Origin of the sequence: Bacillus xiapuensis (assembly GCF_002797355.1) — a bacterium.
Classification (GTDB): Bacteria; Bacillota; Bacilli; order Bacillales; family Domibacillaceae; genus Bacillus_CE; species Bacillus_CE xiapuensis.
In genome coordinates this window covers 1,550,642-1,572,282 of the sequence record NZ_KZ454939.1, presented here as the reverse complement: position 1 = coordinate 1,572,282, position 21,641 = coordinate 1,550,642, and the positions used below count along the sequence as shown (strand labels likewise).

The 21,641-nt window shown below is 44.7% G+C and carries 26 protein-coding genes and 2 riboswitches; of the genes, 22 read left to right on the top strand and 4 right to left on the bottom strand.

The window, feature by feature from the left end; all coding sequences use genetic code 11:
* Window positions 1-55 precede the first annotated feature (55 nt).
* The 8 genes from CEF20_RS07810 to CEF20_RS07780 all read left to right on the top strand — a co-directional run bounded on the left by CEF20_RS07810 (window position 56) and on the right by CEF20_RS07780 (window position 4,143).
* Window positions 56-355 (top strand): hypothetical protein, encoded by a 300-nt coding sequence (locus tag CEF20_RS07810; RefSeq protein ID WP_157796221.1) that lies wholly within the window; start codon window positions 56-58, stop codon window positions 353-355.
* Window positions 336-1,754 (top strand): phage terminase large subunit, encoded by a 1,419-nt coding sequence (gene terL / locus CEF20_RS07805; protein WP_100331280.1) that lies wholly within the window; start codon window positions 336-338, stop codon window positions 1,752-1,754. The genes CEF20_RS07810 and terL overlap by 20 nt, the downstream gene beginning before the upstream one ends.
* A 4-nt stretch (window positions 1,755-1,758) precedes the next feature.
* Entirely contained in the window at window positions 1,759-2,232 is a 474-nt protein-coding gene (locus CEF20_RS07800) for an anti-CBASS protein Acb1 family protein (protein ID WP_100331279.1), read from the top strand.
* On the top strand, window positions 2,213-2,377 hold the full coding sequence (locus CEF20_RS17310; RefSeq protein WP_157796220.1) for an ADP-ribosyltransferase: 165 nt from the start codon (window positions 2,213-2,215) through the stop codon (window positions 2,375-2,377). The genes CEF20_RS07800 and CEF20_RS17310 overlap by 20 nt, the downstream gene beginning before the upstream one ends.
* Window positions 2,378-2,436: 59 nt before the next feature.
* Complete coding sequence (locus CEF20_RS17305) at window positions 2,437-2,829, top strand: ADP-ribosyltransferase (RefSeq protein ID WP_100331278.1); 393 nt, start codon at window positions 2,437-2,439, stop codon at window positions 2,827-2,829.
* A 34-nt stretch (window positions 2,830-2,863) separates the two neighbouring features.
* Window positions 2,864-3,070 carry a hypothetical protein gene (locus CEF20_RS07790; RefSeq protein ID WP_100331277.1) on the top strand — a complete coding sequence of 69 codons (207 nt, stop codon included), beginning with the start codon at window positions 2,864-2,866 and terminating at the stop codon, window positions 3,068-3,070.
* A gap of 276 nt (window positions 3,071-3,346) precedes the next feature.
* Window positions 3,347-3,784 carry a DUF4879 domain-containing protein gene (locus tag CEF20_RS07785; protein ID WP_157796219.1) on the top strand — a complete coding sequence of 146 codons (438 nt, stop codon included), beginning with the start codon at window positions 3,347-3,349 and terminating at the stop codon, window positions 3,782-3,784.
* Entirely contained in the window at window positions 3,784-4,143 is a 360-nt protein-coding gene (locus CEF20_RS07780) for a hypothetical protein (RefSeq protein WP_100331275.1), read from the top strand. Before CEF20_RS07785 ends, CEF20_RS07780 begins: the two co-directional genes overlap by 1 nt.
* Before the next feature lie 62 nt (window positions 4,144-4,205).
* Here the strand turns inward: CEF20_RS07780 and CEF20_RS07775 are convergent, their stop codons facing one another.
* Window positions 4,206-4,532, bottom strand: coding sequence for a hypothetical protein (locus tag CEF20_RS07775; protein WP_100331274.1), 327 nt, complete (start codon window positions 4,530-4,532; stop codon window positions 4,206-4,208).
* A 323-nt stretch (window positions 4,533-4,855) separates the two neighbouring features.
* Window positions 4,856-4,997: riboswitch (FMN riboswitch) on the top strand.
* Window positions 4,998-5,145: 148 nt separating this feature from the next.
* On the opposite strand from CEF20_RS07775, the gene ribD reads away from it, so the two are divergent.
* From ribD to ribH, 4 genes are read left to right on the top strand one after another with little or no spacing between them, the layout of a single operon-like run.
* Window positions 5,146-6,270, top strand: coding sequence for a bifunctional diaminohydroxyphosphoribosylaminopyrimidine deaminase/5-amino-6-(5-phosphoribosylamino)uracil reductase RibD (gene ribD, locus CEF20_RS07770; protein WP_100331273.1), 1,125 nt, complete (start codon window positions 5,146-5,148; stop codon window positions 6,268-6,270).
* Window positions 6,243-6,890: a riboflavin synthase gene (gene ribE / locus CEF20_RS07765; protein ID WP_100331272.1), complete on the top strand. Its 648-nt coding sequence runs from the start codon at window positions 6,243-6,245 to the stop codon at window positions 6,888-6,890. Before ribD ends, ribE begins: the two co-directional genes overlap by 28 nt.
* Window positions 6,891-6,911: 21 nt before the next feature.
* Window positions 6,912-8,105, top strand: a complete 1,194-nt coding sequence (locus CEF20_RS07760; RefSeq protein ID WP_100331271.1) for a bifunctional 3,4-dihydroxy-2-butanone-4-phosphate synthase/GTP cyclohydrolase II — start codon at window positions 6,912-6,914, stop codon at window positions 8,103-8,105.
* Window positions 8,106-8,120: 15 nt separating this feature from the next.
* Window positions 8,121-8,600 carry a 6,7-dimethyl-8-ribityllumazine synthase gene (gene ribH / locus CEF20_RS07755; protein WP_100331270.1) on the top strand — a complete coding sequence of 160 codons (480 nt, stop codon included), beginning with the start codon at window positions 8,121-8,123 and terminating at the stop codon, window positions 8,598-8,600.
* 219 nt (window positions 8,601-8,819) lie between these two features.
* On the opposite strand, the gene CEF20_RS07750 is transcribed toward ribH, so the two are convergent.
* The gene (locus CEF20_RS07750) at window positions 8,820-9,686 is read right to left on the bottom strand and encodes a polysaccharide deacetylase family protein (protein ID WP_157796218.1); all 867 of its coding nucleotides are present in this window, start codon (window positions 9,684-9,686) and stop codon (window positions 8,820-8,822) included.
* Window positions 9,687-9,952: 266 nt separating this feature from the next.
* Here CEF20_RS07750 and CEF20_RS07745 point away from each other — a divergent pair, with 266 nt between their 5' ends.
* The 3 genes from CEF20_RS07745 (at window position 9,953) to CEF20_RS07735 (ending at window position 13,321) form a co-directional block, all read left to right on the top strand.
* The gene (locus CEF20_RS07745) at window positions 9,953-11,239 is read left to right on the top strand and encodes an NCS2 family permease (RefSeq protein WP_100331268.1); all 1,287 of its coding nucleotides are present in this window, start codon (window positions 9,953-9,955) and stop codon (window positions 11,237-11,239) included.
* A 322-nt stretch (window positions 11,240-11,561) separates the two neighbouring features.
* Window positions 11,562-12,554, top strand: coding sequence for a diaminopimelate epimerase (gene dapF / locus CEF20_RS07740; RefSeq protein WP_100331267.1), 993 nt, complete (start codon window positions 11,562-11,564; stop codon window positions 12,552-12,554).
* A 47-nt stretch (window positions 12,555-12,601) separates the two neighbouring features.
* Window positions 12,602-13,321, top strand: coding sequence for a phosphatase PAP2 family protein (locus CEF20_RS07735; protein WP_232713397.1), 720 nt, complete (start codon window positions 12,602-12,604; stop codon window positions 13,319-13,321).
* A gap of 234 nt (window positions 13,322-13,555) precedes the next feature.
* On the opposite strand, the gene CEF20_RS07730 is transcribed toward CEF20_RS07735, so the two are convergent.
* A complete protein-coding gene (locus CEF20_RS07730) occupies window positions 13,556-14,098 on the bottom strand; it encodes an SF0329 family protein (protein WP_100331265.1) in 543 nt (180 codons plus the stop codon).
* A 118-nt stretch (window positions 14,099-14,216) separates the two neighbouring features.
* Between CEF20_RS07730 and CEF20_RS07725 the strand changes: the two genes are divergently transcribed.
* Window positions 14,217-14,687, top strand: a complete 471-nt coding sequence (locus CEF20_RS07725) for a ferritin family protein (RefSeq protein ID WP_100331264.1) — start codon at window positions 14,217-14,219, stop codon at window positions 14,685-14,687.
* Between the two features lie 179 nt (window positions 14,688-14,866).
* Here the strand turns inward: CEF20_RS07725 and CEF20_RS07720 are convergent, their stop codons facing one another.
* On the bottom strand, window positions 14,867-15,430 hold the full coding sequence (locus CEF20_RS07720) for a biotin transporter BioY (protein WP_100331263.1): 564 nt from the start codon (window positions 15,428-15,430) through the stop codon (window positions 14,867-14,869).
* A gap of 537 nt (window positions 15,431-15,967) precedes the next feature.
* Here CEF20_RS07720 and CEF20_RS07710 point away from each other — a divergent pair.
* The 6 genes from CEF20_RS07710 (at window position 15,968) to CEF20_RS07685 (ending at window position 21,641) form a co-directional block, all read left to right on the top strand.
* Complete coding sequence (locus CEF20_RS07710) at window positions 15,968-16,840, top strand: GHMP family kinase ATP-binding protein (protein ID WP_100331261.1); 873 nt, start codon at window positions 15,968-15,970, stop codon at window positions 16,838-16,840.
* Window positions 16,841-16,974: 134 nt separating this feature from the next.
* A riboswitch (cobalamin riboswitch) is annotated at window positions 16,975-17,167 on the top strand.
* 164 nt (window positions 17,168-17,331) lie between these two features.
* Window positions 17,332-17,718 carry a (2Fe-2S) ferredoxin domain-containing protein gene (locus CEF20_RS07705; RefSeq protein WP_100331260.1) on the top strand — a complete coding sequence of 129 codons (387 nt, stop codon included), beginning with the start codon at window positions 17,332-17,334 and terminating at the stop codon, window positions 17,716-17,718.
* Window positions 17,719-17,736: 18 nt separating this feature from the next.
* Entirely contained in the window at window positions 17,737-19,323 is a 1,587-nt protein-coding gene (gene cobJ, locus CEF20_RS07700; protein ID WP_100331259.1) for a precorrin-3B C(17)-methyltransferase, read from the top strand.
* A gap of 15 nt (window positions 19,324-19,338) precedes the next feature.
* Window positions 19,339-20,214, top strand: coding sequence for a sirohydrochlorin chelatase (locus CEF20_RS07695; protein ID WP_100331258.1), 876 nt, complete (start codon window positions 19,339-19,341; stop codon window positions 20,212-20,214).
* Window positions 20,211-20,978 (top strand): precorrin-6A reductase, encoded by a 768-nt coding sequence (cobK, locus tag CEF20_RS07690; RefSeq protein WP_100331257.1) that lies wholly within the window; start codon window positions 20,211-20,213, stop codon window positions 20,976-20,978. The genes CEF20_RS07695 and cobK overlap by 4 nt, the downstream gene beginning before the upstream one ends.
* 15 nt (window positions 20,979-20,993) lie before the next feature.
* Window positions 20,994-21,641 (top strand): precorrin-8X methylmutase, encoded by a 648-nt coding sequence (locus CEF20_RS07685; RefSeq protein ID WP_100332041.1) that lies wholly within the window; start codon window positions 20,994-20,996, stop codon window positions 21,639-21,641.

Below are 21,641 nucleotides of genomic sequence, written 5' to 3'. Positions count from 1 at the left end.
ATCGGAGTCCTTAAAAGTAAATAAGGCAATTGCTGATTACCGGGTAGAAGATGCTTTGTACTTGCGAGCGCTCGGCTATGAATACGAGGAAGAAACGTATGAAGAGTTTGAATTAGAGCGGCCTTATGTAAAAGAAGATGGCACTGTTGTTCGAACTGAATTGCGTCTTACTAAAAAGCTGAAAAAGAAACAGGCACCAGACGTAACGGCTCAAATATTCTGGCTGAAGAACTGCCGTCTAGATAAATGGCGTGATAAACAGGACATCGAGCATTCTGGTGAAGTAACAAACAATGTTGATTTATCAGGCTTATCGATTGAGGAGCTGAGGAAACTTGCCAACTCTGACGAATGAACAACGAAAAGCTATAGCTAAATTAGCGCAGCTGGAACTAGCACGCCGCTCTTTTCGTGATTATGTCGTGCATGTTCATCGCGGGAATTATACGCATTTCAGACATACTGAATTTATTTGTGAGTATTTAGAGCCGATTGCTAACGGCGAGCAGCGGTTTATAATGATTGAAATGCCGCCGCGTCACGGTAAGTCAATGACGGTGACAGAATCATTCCCCTCTTATTTTATTTCTAAAAATCCAGAAAAACGAGTGATAGCCGCTTCTTACTCTGATTCACTGGCCAGAAAGTTCGGTCGGTTGAACCGCCAAAAGGTGGAGGAGTACGGAAAGGCACTTTTCGACGTGGAGATATCAGCGGTCAATGCTGCTCAAAACAACTGGGGCATTCAGGGAAAACGTGGCGGAATGATTGCTACCGGTATAGGCGGTTCTATCACTGGTGAGGGAGCAGATCTACTCCTGATCGATGACCCGTTTAAGAATGCAGAAGAAGCCAATTCAAATACCATTCGTGAAAAGGTATGGGCAGAGTGGGAGAGCACCTTATCAACTCGTTTGCATAAAGGAGGCTCTGTCATTGTTATCATGACCCGCTGGTATGAAGATGACATCATAGGGAGATTGCTCGAGCGTTTTCCTTATACATGGCAGCGGCTTCGGCTCCCGGCTGTTGCAGAGGATGAAGACGATGCGCTTGGCAGGGAGATCGAAGAGCCACTTTGCCCAGAACTAGGATTCGATGAAGAATGGGCAGAAAATAAAAAGATTGAAGTTGGTTCTCGTACATGGGCAGCGCTATTTCAGCAGCGACCTTCACCAGCTGGCGGAAATATTTTCAACCGCCATTGGTGGAAGTTCTACATGCCGGAAGATTTGCCGCGAATCTGGGATAAGCAAGCGCAGTTTTGGGACTGTACATTCAAGGACAGCAAATCATCTGACTTTGTAGTTGGCGAAGTATGGGGAAAGAAACAAGCGAACTTTTATTTACTTGATATGGTTCGGGATCGTCAAAACTTTCCTGAAACAATGAAAGCAATCAGGCATTTGTCTGAAAAGTGGCCGGAAGCAAAAGCGAAGTATGTTGAGGATAAAGCCAATGGACCCGCTGTCATCCAGATGCTTCAGGATGAAATAAGCGGGTTAATTGCCGTCAATCCGGAAGGCGGTAAAGAAGTGAGAGCAAATGCTGTTTCTCCGCTTGTGGAAGCAGGAAACGTGTACTTGCCACATCCAAGCATTGCACCATGGGTAAACGACTTCATTGAAGAAGCAACCGCTTTTCCTAATGGAAAACATGACGATATGGTTGACTCTGCTACACAGGCTCTAAATAAGCTGCAGACAGCGAAGAGCAATCCGCTCGACCGCTATAAACGATTAATGGGGAGGTGAGTGAATGAAAACCATTGATGCAGCAAAGAAACAAATAAGGAATGACTTCATGGTCGGACATGGAAAAGGACATAGCCGGGATGCGTTAGTAAGGCAGAAGCCTTCCCTTAGACGAAAATTAACCGATGGGGAAATCTCCTCTCTTTACGCCAATAACCGTATTGTCCAAAACATTATTGATATTCCTGCTGAGGATATGACGCGCAACTGGTTCTCATTGAAGATGAAAGATGAGAAACTTCGTGATGATATCATGTCGAAGCTCCGAGATTTCAAAGCACGGGAGGTGTTTAAAGAGATGCGACGGTATGAGCGATTACGAGGTGACGGTTTTATTTCCCTTGGTGTAACGCAATCCACTCCATTTGAGTTAAGTCATCCGCTCGAAGAATTCAAAATAAAAAGAATCGATTATCTCCATGCTTTTTCCGGTATGAAAGTGCATGATTTTCTTTTAGATGAGGATATTGACACCTGAAGAATACCAAGCGATCAATATCTATACATCAGAGGCTTACACCGAGATTAACGGATATTTACGGACGAAAGGAAAGAGAGTACAAGAGGGCCCTCCTAGTAATCCTGAGATCGAGAAAATATCCACTATATCTCTGTCGCATTGAAGAAAAGCCTGATCAATGGTAATATTAGGATATATTGAGCGGTTGGCAGTTTTAACTTTATAAAAAATCTTCAGGTTGGAAAGACTTTTACTGATTATGGATTTGTAAGTACTAATCCGCTGAAGGATTCCACATTCATTGAAGGAAGCAAAACACTTATGCATATTCATGTTCCAGCAGGAACCAACTGTGCGTATATTGATCCTATATCAGAGTATCCAGGTGAAGAAGAAGTGCTGCTTGATAAAGGCACAACTTTTAAAATCAAGGAAATCATAGACGATAATAATTTTATCTGTGAGGTGGTGGAGAAAATGAGTAAAGATGAAAAAGATCAAGTGAAAACTGATTCAAAAGCTTTGAACACCAACGATAAGCAGAACAATAAAGCAGAAACTAGTAAAAGAGATGATCGATTTACTTGGCAAGAAGACGATGTAGTATTTGATTAATTGCCAGTCCTCAAAGAAGGAGGAGAGTTATAAAATGCTAGAAAAGCTTCAAGAACTCAAAAGAAAAAAAGTGGAAGTACATTTAGCTAATGGAGAAAAGATGCGTTGTATACCTCAACAGTATTTACAAGAAGAATATGATTCATATCTTGTCTGTGCCTGTGAAAGATATGGGGGTTTTCTTGAAGGGATGCTTGTTGAATTTCGGGAAGAAGAAATAAAAGAAGTTATACCGCTTTAAAAGTCACTCATTTAAACATAATGAAGTGGCTTTTTTTATTGGCTGGAAAGAGGGGTTTTGGCACGGATTATAACTGAAGGTGTGTTGCTATGTCTATTTTTGAATAGGGTATTGACATATTACCCTTAATTAGGGTCTTATGGTACAGCCCCTTGGGATTTTTAATACATTTTGGTTTTTTAGTGTTAAAAAAATAGGTATATAGTCGATATGATAATAGATTACATATATAAGGAGGAATAGGAATATGAGGAAATTTTTTCGGTTTTAGTAACATTGGCTTTAACTATGTCTGCAGTATTTTTGGTAGCACCAAGTGAGTCTTCGGCAGGGCCAGCACCACGACTTACAGATGTACAGATAGTTGGGATTACTTCCGATGGAAATAATGGTGTTTGGGAAAATATTGAACATGGTCAATTAAAAGCAAAAACGCCATTAAAGGGTGAAAATATGTATTTAAAGGTTCGATTTATGGGCTACGACAAAGATTTTCTTGCTTTTAGTGGTGAAACTCCTATTAAAAGAAGTGCTAAGATTTACGATATAGATGTAATAGCAGGAAGTAATCGAATTGTAGTTGGTAGATATTATTATATTAAGATACCTATATCTGCACTCCCAGAAGATAAAATTAGAATAGATGGGATTGATACGGTGACATGGAAAATTATAGAGGGTAATACTCTTAATTTTGATAGGGGCGAAAATTAATGTCAAATTCTATTTCTTCATACAGGGATCTTACAAAGGATCCTCGCTTTTTAGCTTTTAGTAGACTTGCCACGGAAGGATATGGTGAAAGTATAGTAACAGATGAGAATCGGTTGTCTATTAGCTTTGATGAGTTTTTGGATAAGTTAGAGACAGGAAAGGTTGTAGAAGCTAATAATTTAAAAAACACATACTCTACCTATGCTGATAACTGGAAGTTTAGAGTGAACAAAACAACTAATTCTGCACAAGCTTTTCAAATACTAGAAGTTATTCAAAAAGCATATGATTTAGGAATGGTAACAAAAGACAATCAACTTTTGAGAAATAAAGCAATTAACATCTATAAGCAAGCATAACGATTTGTACCTAAAGTAACAACAAAGCCCCTGTCCGGTGTGGATGGGGGCTTGTTTCTATTTCACGAAAATCGTGAACACTCATAATCAGCGAAAATCAGTGCAGGGAGTTTGTAATTGTATTCTTCCAAAAAATATCTACTTAGTACGTTGGTGATCTTCTCTACCATATGTTCGTATTTTGGGCGTTTAAAAGTGTATTCTAGGTAGCTGATCTTCAAAGCATAAACCCAAGCTTTATCTATGTTTTTTGCATTTTCTATATTCAGAAAGCGAAAAGCAGCATGTACGTCTTTACGTAGAGTTTCGTCTTTATAAGTTATATAAAATGCTTTATCCTCCACAGAATCTCCAATTCGACCACTTCTAACTTTTTTATCAATCCACAAACCATCTGCTACTTGTTAATTCCGTTACCAAGAAGCAAGTTTCAACTAGGCAAACTTTAAAAATCGCATAGTTTGTAATTGTATCCGGTTGGAATAACTTATTGACAGAGAAAAAATGTATTATTTGAGGCAGAACTTCCTTTACTCCTTTTTTGATAAAAAGAAGCACTAGGCCCAATAGGTGTACAAGGGACGTTGTTGACGAATTGTTGACGAAATTGGTCAACAACCTTCATTTCCAACCCAAATTAATCAGACAGCGAACACCCAAAGGCTTGACACCATCGCATTTTTAGGGGGATAATAAGAATTAACTTGAATAGTGTATCCTTCGGGGCGGGGTGGAATTCCCCACCGGCGGTGATGAGCGGAGGCTCTTAGCCCGTGACCCGCATGCGCATGCTTGCGGTGGATTCGGTGAAATTCCGAAGCCGACAGTGACAGTCTGGATGGGAGAAGGATGGAGCGTTTTTTTAAAAGGAATAAAAACGCTTATTTGTTTATGCCATAATTGCCCCGTACTGCTTGAAAGTACGGGGCTTTGTTGTTTAATGGGCTGTTCATCAATTCATCGGGCGAATATTGATAAATAAAGGAGGGATTAGCGAAGGAGATGTTAAGGGAGCAGTATATGAAAGTCGCTTTGTCGCTTGCTGAGGGCGTGCGCGGACAAACCTCACCGAATCCGCCGGTCGGAGCGGTTGTGGTAAAAGACAGCCGGATTGTCGGAGTAGGCGTTCATATGAGAGCGGGAGAAGGACACGCGGAAGTTCATGCTCTAGCAGCGGCAGGCGAGCAAGCAAAGGGAGCGGATATGTATGTCACGCTCGAACCGTGTTCACATTATGGAAAAACACCGCCCTGTGCCAATTTAATCATTGAAAAAGGCATTAAAAAGGTATATGTCGCAGCGGTTGATCCCAATCCCGCTGTTTCCGGCAAGGGGATTCAAAAATTACGGGAGGCCGGTATTGAAGTAGAGACCGGGGTTTGTGAACAGGAAGCCTTGGAAATCGCCGCACCGTTTTTTCACTATATTCGCACGAAAACACCTTACGTCACGATGAAAACAGCCATAACAGCCGATGGCAAAACAGCAGCTTATACAGGAGACAGCCGCTGGATCACGAGTGAACAAGCAAGAGAAGATGTTCATTTCATCCGTCACCAGCAGGATGCCATATTCGTAGGCATTCACACTGTTTTACAGGACAACCCCATCTTAACCACCCGATTGCCCCAGGGAGGAAAACACCCCATTCGAGTAATAGCCGACACGAAATTACGAATTCCCATGACGGCCAATGTTCTTGTTAACAAACAAGCGCAAACGATTATGGTTTGCGGCAAGGAGGCTTCAAAGGAGAAAGAACAGCAGCTGATAAGCTCAGGCGTTCAAGTTCTCCGGATGGACGCCAATACAATTGAAATACCGGCTTTGTTAAAAAAGCTTGGCGAACGCGGAATTATGACGCTGCTGGTTGAAGGCGGCAGCGAGGTCAACGCCTCTTTTATGAAAGAGCAAGCGTTTCAGCGGCTGATTATATACGTCGCGCCCAAGCTGATTGGAGGGAAAACAGCTCCGACCGCAATTGGCGGCCGCGGTTTGGGTAAAATGAGTGAAGCGCTCTCTTTAAAATTTGAAAAAGTGGAGATGCTTGGACCCGATATCAAAATAACTGCTTCACCAGCAAAAGGATGTGAAGAAGAGTGTTCACAGGAATCATTGAAGAACTAGGCGTGATTGCCGGCATCAAAAAAGGCGCCCGGTCGCTGGAACTGCTGATTTCCGCTCGCAAAGTGCTGGAAGATGTCGCACAGGGAGATAGCATTGCCGTGAATGGCGTTTGTTTAACGGTTACCGGCTTTACAGCAGATCAATTCCGTGCCGATGTTATGCCGGAAACCTTCCAATCGACCTCATTAAAAGCATTAGCTCGCGGCTCCAAGGTGAATTTAGAGCGGGCGATGGCAGCGAACGGCCGCTTTGGCGGACATTTCGTATCCGGACATATTGATGGCGTCGGGACGATTGTTTCGAAGAAAAAGGCGGAGAACGCGCTTTACATCGAGGTAGCATACCCGGAAGAATTCGCTCCCTATCTTCTGCCAAAAGGATCGGTGGCGCTTGATGGCACTTCACTAACCGTTTTTAAAGCGGAAAATAACCGGCTGATGATTTCGCTGATTCCGCATACGCAGACCGCAACGGTTCTAGCGAATAAACAGTGCGGGGATCCAGTCAATATAGAATGTGATCTGCTGGCAAAGTATATTGAACGCCTGATTGGAGATCGGAAACAGGAAGATTCATCCGCAATTACGATGGATATGTTAAGCAGACATGGGTTTGTTTAAAAACAAATAGAGGTGAAAAGAATGTTTGCATCAATTGAAGAAGCAATAGCCGATTTAAAGCAAGGAAAGGTTGTAATCGTGGTCGATGATGAAGACAGAGAAAATGAAGGGGACTTTATCGGACTGGCTGAATTAGCCGATGCCGAAATGGTCAATTTTATGGCAAAAATGGGCCGCGGATTAATCTGTGTTCCAATTGAGGAAGAACAGGCGCATCAGCTCGGTTTGAAAATGATGGTAGAGAATAATACGGACAATCACAAAACAGCCTTCACCATAAGCATTGATTATAAGCAGGCGCATACCGGCATCAGCGCCTATGAACGAGCGGCAACAATTCAAGCGATGCTGAAACCTGAGGCAGCGCCGGAGGACTTTAAACAGCCTGGCCATATTTTCCCCCTGATTGCTAAAAAAGGCGGTGTGCTGAAGCGGGCGGGGCATACGGAAGCTGCGGTTGATTTAGCCCGTCTGGCAGGGGCCAAAGCGGCCGGTGTGATATGTGAGATTATGAAAGAGGATGGCACAATGGCTCGGCTTCCGGACTTGGCGGTGATTGCGGAGAAGCTTGGCTTAAAGTTAATCACAATCCAGCACTTGATTGAGTACCGACGCAAGAAAGAAGAGCTGATTCAGCGTGAGGTGGAGATCGAGCTGCCAACTGAATTCGGACACTTCCGAGCGGCGGGCTTTACAGAGAAGCTGACAGGCAAAGAACATGTTGCTTTGATAAAGGGAGATATTGCGGATGGGGACCCTGTGCTTGTACGCGTCCATTCGGAATGCCTAACCGGTGATGTTTTCGGTTCTTACCGCTGTGATTGCGGCCCGCAGCTGGAAGCAGCTTTGCGGCAGATTGAAAAAGAAGGCAAGGGCATCTTGCTTTATATGAAGCAGGAAGGCCGCGGCATTGGCCTGATCAACAAGCTGAAAGCATATAAGCTACAAGAACAGGGCTATGATACCGTGGAAGCCAATCAAAAGCTGGGCTTTGCTGATGATTTGCGCGATTATGGAATCGGTGCTCAAATTTTGCGCAATCTGGGCGTGAAGCAGATGCGCTTGCTGACCAATAACCCCCGCAAGATTAGCGGATTAAAAGGATACGGTTTAGAAATTGTGGAACGAGTGGCGATTGAAATGCCGCCAAAAGCGGAAAACCGCAAATATTTAGAAACAAAAATTACAAAATTAGGTCATATGCTACATTTATAAAAAGGAGAGAATGGAATGAACAGAACATATGAAGGCCATTTAATAGGAACAGGTTTAAAAGTGGGGATCGTCGTTGCCCGTTTTAATGAATTTATTACAGGAAAGTTGTTAAGCGGAGCGGAAGATGCCCTGCGCCGCCATGGAGTACAGGATGCGGATGTAGAAGTCGCATGGGTTCCGGGAGCTTTTGAAATTCCGCTGATCGCCAAAAAAATGGCGGAAAGCGGAAAATATGATGCGGTGGTCACACTTGGTACAGTCATTCGCGGGGCCACTGCTCATTTTGAATATGTCAGTAATGAAGCGACCAAGGGCATTGCTCAAGCATCCATGCAATCCGGGGTGCCAGTCATCTTCGGCGTTTTAACAACGGACACGATTGAACAAGCGGTCGAGCGGGCGGGAACGAAAGCCGGGAACAAAGGCTGGGAAGCGGCCGTTACAGCCATCGAAATGGCCAATCTTACGAAAGCATTAGAAGGGCAGAGGGACTAAGAAGCTGTCGTCTTTAAGAAAGCTTCTTCAAGCAGATAAAAAGGCAACAGGGGCTGTTCTGGAAGTCATCTTTCGCTGGCTTTCAGAAGCCCCTGTCTATTCGATATATGAAAATTCCCCTTTAGGTCGGCATATTATATGTGCTGACCTAAAGGGGAGCCTATCAAGGTGAAGCCAATGGGCAAAGGGGGACTGCTGTCAGGTTTTTGTGCTTAAGGCTTAAGAACCGAAATGGTAAGCCGGCATATTTTCTTTTAAACCTTTCATTTTATACTGATTCTTCTGCAAGTATTTAAGCAGTTGTTCTAAGTGCTGCGCTGTTGCCGGTTTGTCATGGAGCAAGATTATCTCGGGCTGTTGTCTGTTTTGATGAGCCTTCAATTGACTGATGACGTTAGGGACATAGGCTGCGCTTCGGTATTTCCAATCTAAGCTGTCAACGGTCCAATCCCACATTTTAAAGCCTGCCTTTTGAACGGCTTGTTTGTACGCTGGTTTCATATGAGGGACAGAACCATACGGCGTGCGAATTAAATGACTTTTCAGTCCGGTCAGCTCTTGCAAGGTTTTTTGGCCTGTCTGCATTTCGTTTAGAACGGATTGGCTGTCCCGATAGACTTGCTGTGCATTATGTGTGACGCCATGCATGCCGACGGAATGTCCTCTTTTAACTATCTCTTTCACCGCGTTCGGGTGGTTGCGCATATGAGGCTCTAGTAAAAAGAAAGTAGCCTTAGCATTATATTTGTCCAGCAAATCCAAAATTTTCATAGAAACTGGATGAGGGCCGTCATCAAAGGTTAAGTAAATGCTTTTATGGTTTGCATCCTCTTTTGCGGCCGCTTTATGCTGCGGAAATGTTTTTTCTTCCTTTTGTTGTTTTGGTTTGTCCTTTGCTTGTGGCGCTTTCTTTTCTTTATCGTCTGAACTTTTTTCACTTTTGTCATGGTTGTGTTCCGCAAGGGCGATCGATTGTCTTTGTTCAATTAATTGGTAAGTTAATAAGCTGAAAGAAATAAGCAGCAATAAGGCGGCAACTGAAAGTATCTTAATGTTTCCAGAAATTCTTCGTTGCTGTCTTTTCAAGGGAATAACACCTCACTAAAGTAATAATGTTCTTAATGGAAACTTCTCTCTAATATGCGATCCATTTAATAGATACATAGTAACATATTTCAACATAAAAAAATGGAATCACAGGAAATTCCCTCAATTTTTATTATTCAGACAAGAATCGCGGCTTATTTTGTCGATTGTCCTTTACTTTTGTCTTTGCTACAATGAGAATCGTGGCTTGCCGTCTGAACGGTAAAGCGGGTAGGGAGAGGGCGATGTACGAGAGGTACATTTGTATGAAGAAAATAGGAGGTATGTTTCAATTAAGAAAGCACGGCACGACGATTCAGCGGGAAATGACAGCAGGTGCAGTTGGCTTTTTTACGACCATCTATATCGTTGCTGTCAATTCGCTCATTTTATCGGAAGCAGGCATTCCGTTTGAAGGAGCAGTGATCGCTACGATTCTCAGCTCTTTTCTCGGCTGTGCGCTCATGGCTTTTTGGGCGAACGCTCCCATTCTGCTTGTCCCAGGAATGGGGCTGAACGCGATGTTTACGTACACATTTGTTCAGTCGATGGGACTGAGCTGGCAGGAAGCGCTCGGCGTAGTCGTATGTTCTGGGATTCTCTTTCTGCTGATTACGCTGACGAAAATAGCTGACCTGCTGAATTCGGCCATCCCTCAAACATTGAAGGAAGCCATTTCTGTTGGTTTAGGCTTTTTTTTGATGCTGATCGGCTTGGAAAAAGGCGGCATCGTGATCCGCGGAGAGCATTCGATTGTAGCGCTTGGTGACTTAAGTGAGCCGGCGGTTATGATTACTTTGGTCACATTGGTGCTGACTTTAGTCATTTTTATCCGACAAGTCCCCGGAGGCTTTCTCTGGAGCATTTTAGCCGGAACAGTTCTGACATGGGCTTTTGGTCTGCTGCCCCAAACGGGAGCGACATCATTCTCCTTTGCATCCTATAGTGAGGTATTCAACGCCTTTTCGTTCGATGCTTGGATGGAAGTGCCTTTCTGGACAGCTGTATTTTCACTGACGATGGTGCTGGTGTTTGAAAATATCGGTTTAGTCCATGGCCACACGGATTTTTCCGGTCAGCCGCAAAAGTTTAAACGGTCGTTTCAAGCTACCGCTGCTTCGGCATGTACGTCGGGATTATTCGGCACCAGTCCGACGGTGGCGACTGTGGAAACCTCTGCTGCAATTGCGGCGGGGGGAAAAACAGGATGCACTGCCCTGACTACGGGTATCTTATTCCTGCTTTCGATATTTGCTATTCCGTATATGAAATTCATACCGGATATGGCCATTGCGCCGGTTCTGATTATGATCGGCGGACTGATGGTGCAAAATATAAAAAACATTCATTTGGAGAATATGGAGGAAGCCTTTCCGGCGATCATGATCATCGTGATGATTCCGTTTACCTACAGCATTGCGGACGGAATTGCGTTTGGTTTCATTTTATATCCGGTGTTGAAAGCTTTAAATGGGCGGGCAAAAGATGTGTCGTGGCCGTTGTATATCATATCCGCTTTATTTTTTCTCAATTTTGTTCTCCATTATTTATAAAGAAAAGCTGTTTCTTGAGCCGTCATGCTTCCGGCTTAGGAAGCAGCTTTTTTAGCCCGCATGAAACGGGCTGTAAGACCTTTAGAGTAACCCGGCAGAAGGAGCTGAAACCTCCGTTCGGGCGGGAATGACAAGGAATTGAAATGTTAGCTTTTGCTCTGTATTGATCATCGGGGAATGAAACATCATCATACAGGCTAGCAGGCAGTTCAAAGCGGCCAAGGTAAGAAATATAATCTATTTTGTTCTTCTGGCGTAGACCGCGGGCTCTTTCCTTTGGTATTCTATTAGAAAAGTTCTGCTGTATAAAGGAGAGAACATAATGGAGATCACATTAACGAAATGCCATGGATCCAGCAATGATTTCTTATTGATTGATGAGTGGACGAATGGCTATTCATTTACAGAGCAAGAAAGAAAAGACTTAGCGATCGCATTATGCGACCGCTCATCAAGCTTGGGAGCGGACGGGATTTTGTTCGTGATGGAAAGTGCGCACGCCGATGCGAAAATGAGAATTTTTAATGCGGATGGTTCGGAAGCGTCCATGTGCGGAAATGGTTTGCGCTGCTTAGGGCGCTATGTATGCGATTTGCTGCAGAAGGATGAAATCGTTGTGGAGACAATGAAGGCTGATCTTCAAGTGAATCGCGATGAGGACATATTCAGGAAAATACCGACTTATCGTGTGCAAATTTCACCGGTGCTATTTGATCTTGCCAGCTTGCCGATGAATCTGAGCTATAAGAAAACGCTGCTGAATGAAAAGGTTCCGCAATTATCCAATACGCTGGCCTTTTCTGCTGTTGCCGTACCCAATCCTCATTTGCTGGCAGTTGTAGACAGCAGCCAGCTGAAGTCTGATGAACAGGAAAAGATTTCTAAAAAGCTTAATCAGCCGAATGAGATTTGTCCGGATGGAGTTAATGTCAGTTTTATTCATTGCTTGAAGGATGGACAAATCTATGTGAGGACCTTTGAACGTGGCGTCGGTTTTACCAATGCTTGCGGAACGGCCATGTCGGCCTCCAGTTTAATTACTTGTCTTCTTGGGTACAATCAACTAGAAGAAGCGATTGATGTGTATAATAATGGCGGAAAAGTGCGCTGTGTTGCTCATAAAAAAGAGGATGGCCGCTATGATATTGATTTGATCGGCAATGCGACCTATTTGTATGATGCCAATGTAGAAGTAGACTTACAAAAGCCGCAAGCGTTTTCCATCTTGAAGATCACCGATCGACAGGAACAGCCCGCCTATGAAGAACTCGGCCAGCATGTGAAAGAGCTTCTTGATAAGACCGTATTTGCATAATCCACAGTTTTACTAGTGAAAGAGGCATAATTAGGCCTCTTTTTCATTTGTATAATGTATTTTGGCATAGTAGGAAGAAAGGGGCGAACAAGAAGTTGAACGCGGAAGAAAAGAAACGTACAGCCGGCTATTATGCTGTCCTTGCCATTTTATTGCTGATGTTTACATGGATGTTTGCAGAGATTGTTGACAGCTTGAAAGAAAAAGATGTTATTCAGTTTGATTTAGCGATTATTAAGGAAGTCCAATCCTGGATTCATGAAGGACGAACTGAGAGGATGATCTTCATAACGAATCTGGGATCGGTAAGAGGCTTTACTATCGGTACGATCATCGTTGCTGGCATTCTGTTAGTAAGAAGACGGGTGGATTATGCCATATTCTTTGTGCTGAACGTAGTGATTGGAGCCGGACTTTTCAATCTCACGCTGAAAGAAATTTTCAAGCGCCAGCGCCCGGAAATCTTGCCTTTAATTGAACAGGGAGGCTACAGTTTTCCGAGCGGGCATTCAATGGGATCTTTTATCTTTTTTGGAGGAGTTGCTTTTCTTTTATTTGAGCTTCTGCGGAACCAATGGGCAAAAATCATCGGCGCCTGTTCCGCCGTGATTTTCGTATTGCTGATTGGGCTAACACGCATCTACTTGGGGGTGCATTATCCGAGCGATGTTATTGGCGGCTACATCGCAGGGGCTGCTTGGCTGATTTTCTCCATCGCCGCTTTCCATTTTTACCTTGACCACTTTAAGAAAGGGAGAAAGATCTGAGCAGGCAGGCTCTCTTCCCGCCGTTTCCCTTTGGAGGCGACAGATTGATAAGATGGTTGTAGATTTTTCTCTGCATGAATAAGGAGTCAGCTTCTAATTTGTTCGGGCTTGCACAATGAGAAGGCGCTGCGATGTTAGCTTTTGTTCTTCTTTTCATCAGCGGGGCAGGAGAGAAGAAATGAAGGTCCGCCTTATGCGGCAGAGACGTAAACAAGCGGCTGGAGGTTTCACCGTTCAATCAGTTGATGATAAATGAACATTTTCAGCCTCGCACCGTAACCGATAAATAAACCGCACCACCTCATGCTCTTTTAACAAGATGGGATGCATGGCGCGCAGCTTTCTTTTTCCAAGCCGGCGGTCCAATAGGCCAAGCACTTTGAGCAAGATGTTTTCCGATTGAAGGCACTGATCGATGGAGGAATGAAAGTATTCGTCTAAAGCCGTGAAGAAATCAGCTTGTGAGAAAATGCACTCGGCTTTCAATTGATTATCAACCTGTTCATACAGATCCCGGTTTTCAAGGACCTCTTCCATATCATAATCCTTATGAAGAAAATTTCGGATACTGTGTTCTCTGATTGCCTGAGCCTGTATCGCGGTTAACGTACACATACTGAGAATTTCCGCTTGATCGACTGTCATCACCGCCCTGCCCAATTGATCATGAGCTTTTCTATAATTGATGACATGAAAGTCGACACGATCGCGCAGGGGTTCACAGATCAAGCTTTTTAATTGTTTCTTAGCTTTACTCCATTTAGGGCTGTAGATCATCTGATTCTCTCCTTTTTGTACTAGCTGTATCATGACAAATTATTGTTTTTTAGCTTTTATCAATAGAAAAGCATGAAATGAAAATGATGGCAAATGACCATTTCCTTCATATACTATCATGAAAACAGAAGGGAGTGCGGGATGGATGTATAACTACAACTACTATGAAGAGGATATCCGTCAAAACCAAGGGTTGATTAGAGATATTAATCGAGCGGCCAATGATGAATATCAGGCTATTCAATATTATTCGGCTTTAGCCAATATGGCGCCGAATAACCAAATAAAGCAAATCATCTTGGCCATTCGCCAAGATGAAATCCGCCATTTAAATGCATTTAGCCGCAGTTTTCACAGATTGACAGGCGGTTATCCAAACTTAACATTGCAGGAGCCGCCAAAGAGTTTTCGGCAGGGGATTCGAGAATCCATTAAGGATGAGGGACAAACGCCAGCCTTTTATCGCAGCATTGCCAGTCGTACGACCGATGAACCTACAAGACGGCGGTTCTTGCAAGCAGCAATGGATGAAGCGCGGCATGAGCAGTTATTTCGCCAAATGGCCAATCAGCTCGGTATTCGGGTATAGTTTGTTGCCTTCGTTCATTCTCTCTTTAAAAGCAGCAAGCGGATGTCCTGGAAGCAGACAAAAGCAGCTGGAGAAAAACGGTCCGTTCTTCTCCAGCTGCTTTACTTTTTTTAGGGGCTGATTGGATGACTTCAGGATAATCACATAGTATAAGTGCTTGCGGCTTTGGCCGCTGCTTATTATGAGGATTTCACTGAAGGGAGCAGGCGTGCGGAAATCAGCCGCTTGCGGACGATAATGCCGATCCATGCGGCCAGAAAAGCTTTGATGATTCCGCCGATTATAAAAGGGGCAAATCCGCCGATAAACGCTTTCGTCCATGAAAGATCAGCTGCAAACTTCAGCCAAGCGGTTCCGATGGCGAGGTTGACTAGCATTCCAATCAGATTGGCGATGAAGGCTTGCGTCACAGTAGCCGCTGTTTTCTCAATATACAGCCCGATTACATAAGCGGAAAGAATAAAGCTGACGATATAGCCTCCAGTTGGACCGGCCATGACGCCCATTCCCGCGGACAGCTGCGAAAATACAGGAACGCCTGCTGCGCCAATCAACATATAAATCAAGGCGGACAGCGCCCCGTAGCGGGAACCGAGGATGGTTGCGGCTAAGCCGACAGCCAGTGTTTGCCCCGTTATGGGAACGAGCGGCAGCGGTATGGTTACTTGCGCAAGTATGCCGATAATCGCAGCAAAGAGCGCTGCTGTCAGCATTTGAGTGAGCTGATCACGTTGTTCATTCATTTAGAAAACCTCCTATTATAGCAAAAAATCAAATGTCATAATAAATGTTAACCTAATTGTATTTATGGATAACTATTTTGTCAATGCTTTTTGTTTTCATAATTCATTATGTGCAAAATTCAAATAAAAAATTAGGATAATTGATTCCGCATATAAGCAGCTGTTCTTTCTTGAAGAAAGCGGAACAAAAAGTCCAAGCGGGAGATCACGGCATCTGAATGCCCGATCCGTTCGAGCCTGCGTGATGAAGGTGACAAATGCGCTCAGATCATAGCCTTTGTTCTTCTTTTCAATAGTGGGAGTGGAAGAAAAGGCCGCTGTTTGAAGCGTCACTTTATTCACGAGTTGAAAGGAATAGAATCCTCTTGTTGCTGTTAAAAAAGAAAGAGATGAATCAGGGTAAAGCATAGGTCTGCAATAGCCTGCTAGCCGTCAAGGCAATAGAACGGGAGGTTTTATCCTCCTATTCCTGTCTTGCTGTGCTGGGCGGCTTCATGTACAGTAAGGATCAAAAGTGCATGAAAATGGGGGAAGCATATGAAGGTTGGAATCGGATACAGCATGGGAACCTTTGGGGAATTGGCACAAGGCGAGGTGAACGGCCATCCTTATTTATTCAGTTTTCCTATTCCTTTACAAAGTATGGCGCGCTTTGATCCATTTGCTTCTGGATGGAAATGTGAGCCGGAAAGAAAATGGAAAGCAGCTGCAGCCGCAGAAAAAATACTCGAACGGCTCGGACGAAAAAAAACGGGCGCTCTGACGATTGAAACGGACATTTTGGAAAGCAAAGGAATGGCTAGCAGCTCCGCGGATATAACAGCAGCGATCCGCGCAGCGGCATCCAGCTTTGATATTCGGCTTTCCGCTGAGGAAGCGGCCAGGATCGCTGCTGAAATTGAACCGACGGACGGTGTGATGTATAAAGGGATTACGGCAGTCAACCAGCAATCCGGAAAGCTGCTGGCTTCCTTTCCCAAAGCACCTCCTTTGAAGCTGATTGGCTATGACAGCGGGGGGGCTGTTCATACCGGTCAGTATTACCGAAGAAAGAAACAATACAACTCTGCTGAAAAGCAGCAAGTCAGCTGCAATTACAATCGAATGAAAGCGGCACTCTCTGCTAAAGACGTTGTCAGCATATTGGAGGCAGCGACAATCAGCGCTCGAGTGAATCAGCGCTTATTGCCAAAGCCTTATTTTCATCTGTTTGCCAGTTTAGCAGAGTACTTCAAAGGCGGTGTGATAATTGCCCATAGCGGAACGGTTATCGGAATATTGCTTGATCCCGATGATCGCGATGTTCATGAGAAAGCTTGGGAAATCAAACAAGCCGTTCTGGCTGAGGCGGGCTGGCTGCCGATAGTGGATTCGGTGTTTCCATCACGTTTTAGTGGAAACAGTTCATAAATAAAAATTTTTCTTGTCAAAGGAAGAGGATTACTGATAATCTAGTAACAAGAAATAGAATAGACAAAATTTTCAGTTGGATCAAAAATTTTTCAATAGAAGGCAAGTTTTGTCTAGTAAGTAAAAAATTAAATAGCAAATGAACCGATAAAAGTGCCCGAGAATAACAGCTTCTTGGGATAATAGGGAAATCAGTGAAAGTCTGATGCAGCCCCCGCTACTGTGAACGGCGTTGAAATTGTCAAAACCACTGGTACACATCACCGGGAAGGGACAAGAGTAAGGAAAGCCGCAAGCCAGGAGACCTGCTTTTATCATTGGCACCATTCTTCGGAGGGAAGAGCTGGATGATTGTACATAGCGAAGGCTGCACGAGAACAGGAAGCAGCCGATCGTTCTATACACGAAAATCCTTAATTTCTTCTGAAGTTAAGGATTTTTTTCGTGCATCTTCGCGAAGAACTTCCCAATAAAATGAAGGAGTGAGCTATTTGGCGACTTGGAATTTAACCGAAATGAATCATCATGTACTTATTTGCAATGGTTCAAGCTGCATGAGGAAAGGCGGAGAAGAAGTGACGCTGGCCATCCGGTCGGAAATCAAAAAAAGGAACCTGGAAGTCCAGGTGCATACGTCCAGGACGCGCTGCAACGGTCGCTGCAAAGATGCCTGTGTGGTGGTCGTCTATCCTGAAGGTACCTGGTATCACGAAGTGGATGAACCCCTTGCTGAACGAATTGTTTCAGAGCATCTAGAGCAAGGGAAGCCTGTGGAGGAAGCAGTGACTTATACCTATAACGGCCGCGGGATGGAGCTGCATAATGACCGCGTGATCGGGGTCGACTTGGATAAGGAAAAGAAGAAAGTCAAACAGTAACACAAGGAGGTAGTCTTAGTGCGGGGAAAACTATGGATTGTCGGATTTGGCCCGGGGAGTGAAAAGCATATTACCGAACGGGCGAAGGAGGCTTTGCAGGAAAGCGACTGCGTGATCGGCTACAAAACTTATATGGAGTTAGTCGCCGGATTGATCGAAGGAAAAGAAGTGATCAGCACAGGGATGTCTGAAGAGGTCAGCCGGGCTCAAGCAGCTGTGAAATACGCGGAAGCCGGACGAACTGTCGCTGTGATTTCGAGCGGAGATGCCGGGGTTTACGGAATGGCCGGTCTTATCTATGAAGTGCTGGCTGAGAAGGGCTGGAGAGAAGAAGATGGAGTGGAAGTGGAAATTATCCCCGGTATTTCGGCAATCAATTCATGCGCTTCCTTGCTGGGAGCGCCCGTCATGCATGATGCCTGTACGATCAGCTTGAGCGACCATTTAACTCCTTGGGACTTGATTGTCCGCCGGATCGAAGCGGCAGGCGCTGCTGACTTTGTAATTGCGCTTTACAATCCAAGAAGCGGCAAGCGCACGAGACAGATTGTGGAAGCGCAGCGGATTTTGCTAAAGCACCGCTCGCCGGATACGCCCGTCGGACTGGTAAAGAGCGCCTATCGCGACCGCCAGCAAGTGGTGATGACGACATTAGCCAATATGCTCGATTATGAAATTGGTATGCTGACGACTGTCATTATTGGCAATTCTGCGACCTTTCTATATGAAAATAAAATGATCACGCCGCGGGGATATCAGCGCAAATATACATTAACTTCCGAAAAACAGCCGCTGAGACCTCATGAGCGGCTGAAGCCGGAGCATGAGCCGTGGGCGCTTCATAAAGGAAAAGAAGGGGCTCCTCCTTTATATGAAATCGGCATGAAAGCTTTGCAGATGCTCGATGGGAAAAAAACGGAGTTCCTACAGGAATCCTTCCCTCAAAGAAAGGTGGAATCGATTTTTGAGGTGGCGGTCAGTCCGGGAGTGGCGAATAAGAAATTTACAGCGAAGCAGCTTTCAGCATTATCGGCTATTGCCGGTGAGACGGGTTCGGTGGAATACACGCCTCATCACCAGATTATTTTGCGGGTGCCGACGGAAAAGCCGCAGCAAATTACGAATCAGCTGGAAGAAGCCGGATTTCTTATTCAGCCGGTTGGCGATGTGTTATCGGTGAAGGCTTGTGATTTTTGCGACGGAGAGAAGAAAGATGCCATCCCATATGCTGAACAGCTGCATGAAAAGCTTGCGGGCATTCAGCTGCCAAAAGAATTGCATATCGGGGTCAACGGCTGTGGAATGGCTTGTTATCAAGCCGTTAATGACGATATCGGCATTGTGTTCCGCAAAGGGAAGTTTGATTTATTCCTTGGAGCGAAGCCAGTTGGGCGAACCGCTCATGCCGGACAGCCGGTCGCCGAGGGAATAGAACCGGAGGAAATCGTGCCGCTTATTGAACGAATCGTCGCAGAATATAAAGAAAAAGCACATCCGAACGAACGCTTATTCAAATTCTTCAAACGGGTGAAGAACATCCAGGGATTTGCCTACCGGGACATCACCCCAACCATTCAAATCGAACCTGCACCTTGCGGGGATTAAAGGAGACAATTGAACATGAAAGCAGTCTTATTTGTCGGCCATGGCAGCCGAGATCCTGAAGGAAATGAACAAATCAGGCAATTTATTCAGCAAATCTTACCGAAGCTTCCCGCTGAATTGATTGTAGAATCCTGTTTTTTAGAGTTTGAACAGCCTGACATCGCGAAAGGATTGGATGCCTGTGTAGCAAGAGGAGCGACATCTGTTGCGGTCATTCCGCTGATGCTGCTTCCGGCTGGTCATTCGAAAATCCACATTCCGGCGGCCATTGATGAAGCGAAGAAAAAGTATCCATCTGCTGATTTTATTTATGGAAAACCGATTGGCATCCATCATGAGGCGGTAGAGATCTGTAAACAGCGCCTCCAAGATACGGGGGAAGATACCGCTCATATTTCAGAGGATACGGCGGTAATCATTCTTGGACGCGGCGGCAGTGATCCGGATGCAAACAGTGATTTATACAAGATCACTAGATTGCTATGGGAAAAGGCGCCATATCCGATAATGGAAACTGCTTTTGTCGGCGTAACTGTTCCCAGCTTAGAAGAAGCAGTGGAAAAAACGGTGAAGCTCGGTGCCAAAAAGGTGATTATCCTGCCGTACTTTTTATTTACCGGCATCTTAATAAAGAGAATTGAAGGCATGATAGAGCAGTTCCGATTCGCTTATTCCGACGTTGATTTTGCACTTGCTGAATATTTTGGCTTTCATCCGAAGCTGGAGCTGGTAATAAAGGATCGAATTGAAGAAGCATTAAGCGGGGCGGTCTATATGAATTGCGATACTTGCCAATACCGCTTTGAAGCGATGGAGCATATCAGCCATCACCATCATGATCATGACCATGATCATCATCATGAACCGAAAGGAGCAGAAACAGCTCAATGATTTTATTCTTTGCGGGAACGAGCGATGCCAGAGAGCTTGCTGTCTATCTTCAAAACCAAGGACATAAGCTGATTGCTTCCGTTGTCACGGAAAACGCCTTAAAGGAATTAAGGCAGGCAGGCATCGATGCGGTTGCGGGGCGCCTAGATGCCGGACAAATCCGAAATTTTATAGCTGATCGCCACATTGCCGCGATTGTGGATGCGAGTCATCCGTTTGCGGAGGAGGCATCCAAAAATGCGATGGCCGCAGCTAAAGAGGAGAACATTCCATATATTCGCTTTGAGAGGAAAGAGCAGCACTTCGAAGAGTCACCGCTGATTACCTATGTTTCCACCTATCAGGAAGCCGCGGAGGAAGCGTCCAAACGAAAAGGAACGATCATGCTCACGACAGGAAGCAAAACATTAGCGGTATTCACTGAAAAGCTGCTGCCTAATCCGAATATTCGCTTAGTGGCACGGATGCTCCCTAGAAAGGATAATTTGGAAAAGTGCGAGCAGCTGGGCTTGCCGCAGAAAAATATTGTGGCGATTCAAGGTCCGTTTACGAAGGCATTTGATCAAGCTTTATACGAGCAATATCAAGTGACATGCATGATTACAAAAGCAAGCGGTGCCCGCGGCTCTGTCGATCAGAAAATAGAAGCTGCCAAAGAGTTGGCAATTGAAACGATTGTGATTGAACGGCCGGATATGAATTATAAAAACCGCTGTTCAAGCTTTGAAGAAGTGGCGGGCTGTTTACATACATTTAATTTATAGAGGAGCGGATGAATGATGGACTTTAAAACAAACTTCAAGCCTGAAACCGTACAGCCAATGGAGATTGAAGGTCGCAGTTTTGACATTATCACCGAAGAATTCGGACCGCATGATTTACCTTTTGAAGAATATAAAGTCATCCAGCGTGTGATTCACGCTTCGGCTGATTTTGAACTTGGCAGAAGCATGCGCTTTCATCCGAAAGCGATTGTGTCCGGGATTCAAGCGATCCGAAACGGAGAGCGCATCATTTGTGATGTGCAAATGGTGCAAGTCGGCATCAGCAAGCCCCGCATTGCAAAATATGGCGGCAGTATTCACGTTTATATTTCCGATGATGACGTAAGAGAAGAGGCGAAGAGATTAAATACGACAAGAGCCATCATTTCCATGCGCAAAGCGGCCGCCGAAGCGGACGGAGGCATTTATTGTATCGGAAATGCCCCGACAGCTCTTTTGGAATTAATTCGTCTTGTGAAAGAAGGTGCAGCTAAACCAAGCCTTGTCATTGGCCTTCCAGTTGGCTTTGTTTCCGCGGCTGAATCCAAAGAAGAGTTAGCAAAGCTTGACATCCCATTCATTACGAATATCGGCAGAAAAGGCGGAAGTACTGTTACTGTTGCGGCGCTCAATGCTCTGTCACTTCTCGCTGAGCATGCATAA

Bases quoted from the DNA above. Each gene is read 5' to 3' on its own strand.
- CEF20_RS07780 (WP_100331275.1), top strand. From the start codon at position 3,784: ATGTCAAATTCTATTTCTTCATACAGGGATCTTACAAAGGATCCTCGC.
- CEF20_RS07710 (WP_100331261.1), top strand. From the start codon at position 15,968: ATGAAGGTTGGAATCGGATACAGCATGGGAACCTTTGGGGAATTGGCA.
- CEF20_RS07695 (WP_100331258.1), top strand. From the start codon at position 19,339: ATGAAAGCAGTCTTATTTGTCGGCCATGGCAGCCGAGATCCTGAAGGA.
- cobK (WP_100331257.1), top strand. From the start codon at position 20,211: ATGATTTTATTCTTTGCGGGAACGAGCGATGCCAGAGAGCTTGCTGTC.
- dapF (WP_100331267.1), top strand. From the start codon at position 11,562: ATGGAGATCACATTAACGAAATGCCATGGATCCAGCAATGATTTCTTA.
- CEF20_RS07800 (WP_100331279.1), top strand. From the start codon at position 1,759: ATGAAAACCATTGATGCAGCAAAGAAACAAATAAGGAATGACTTCATG.
- CEF20_RS07790 (WP_100331277.1), top strand. From the start codon at position 2,864: ATGCTAGAAAAGCTTCAAGAACTCAAAAGAAAAAAAGTGGAAGTACAT.
- CEF20_RS07725 (WP_100331264.1), top strand. From the start codon at position 14,217: ATGAAAACAGAAGGGAGTGCGGGATGGATGTATAACTACAACTACTAT.
- CEF20_RS07685 (WP_100332041.1), top strand. From the start codon at position 20,994: ATGGACTTTAAAACAAACTTCAAGCCTGAAACCGTACAGCCAATGGAG.
- CEF20_RS17310 (WP_157796220.1), top strand. From the start codon at position 2,213: ATGAGGATATTGACACCTGAAGAATACCAAGCGATCAATATCTATACA.
- CEF20_RS07760 (WP_100331271.1), top strand. From the start codon at position 6,912: ATGTTTGCATCAATTGAAGAAGCAATAGCCGATTTAAAGCAAGGAAAG.
- CEF20_RS07720 (WP_100331263.1), bottom strand. From the start codon at position 15,430: ATGAATGAACAACGTGATCAGCTCACTCAAATGCTGACAGCAGCGCTC.
- CEF20_RS07745 (WP_100331268.1), top strand. From the start codon at position 9,953: ATGAAGAAAATAGGAGGTATGTTTCAATTAAGAAAGCACGGCACGACG.
- CEF20_RS07730 (WP_100331265.1), bottom strand. From the start codon at position 14,098: ATGATCTACAGCCCTAAATGGAGTAAAGCTAAGAAACAATTAAAAAGC.
- ribH (WP_100331270.1), top strand. From the start codon at position 8,121: ATGAACAGAACATATGAAGGCCATTTAATAGGAACAGGTTTAAAAGTG.
- ribD (WP_100331273.1), top strand. From the start codon at position 5,146: ATGTTAAGGGAGCAGTATATGAAAGTCGCTTTGTCGCTTGCTGAGGGC.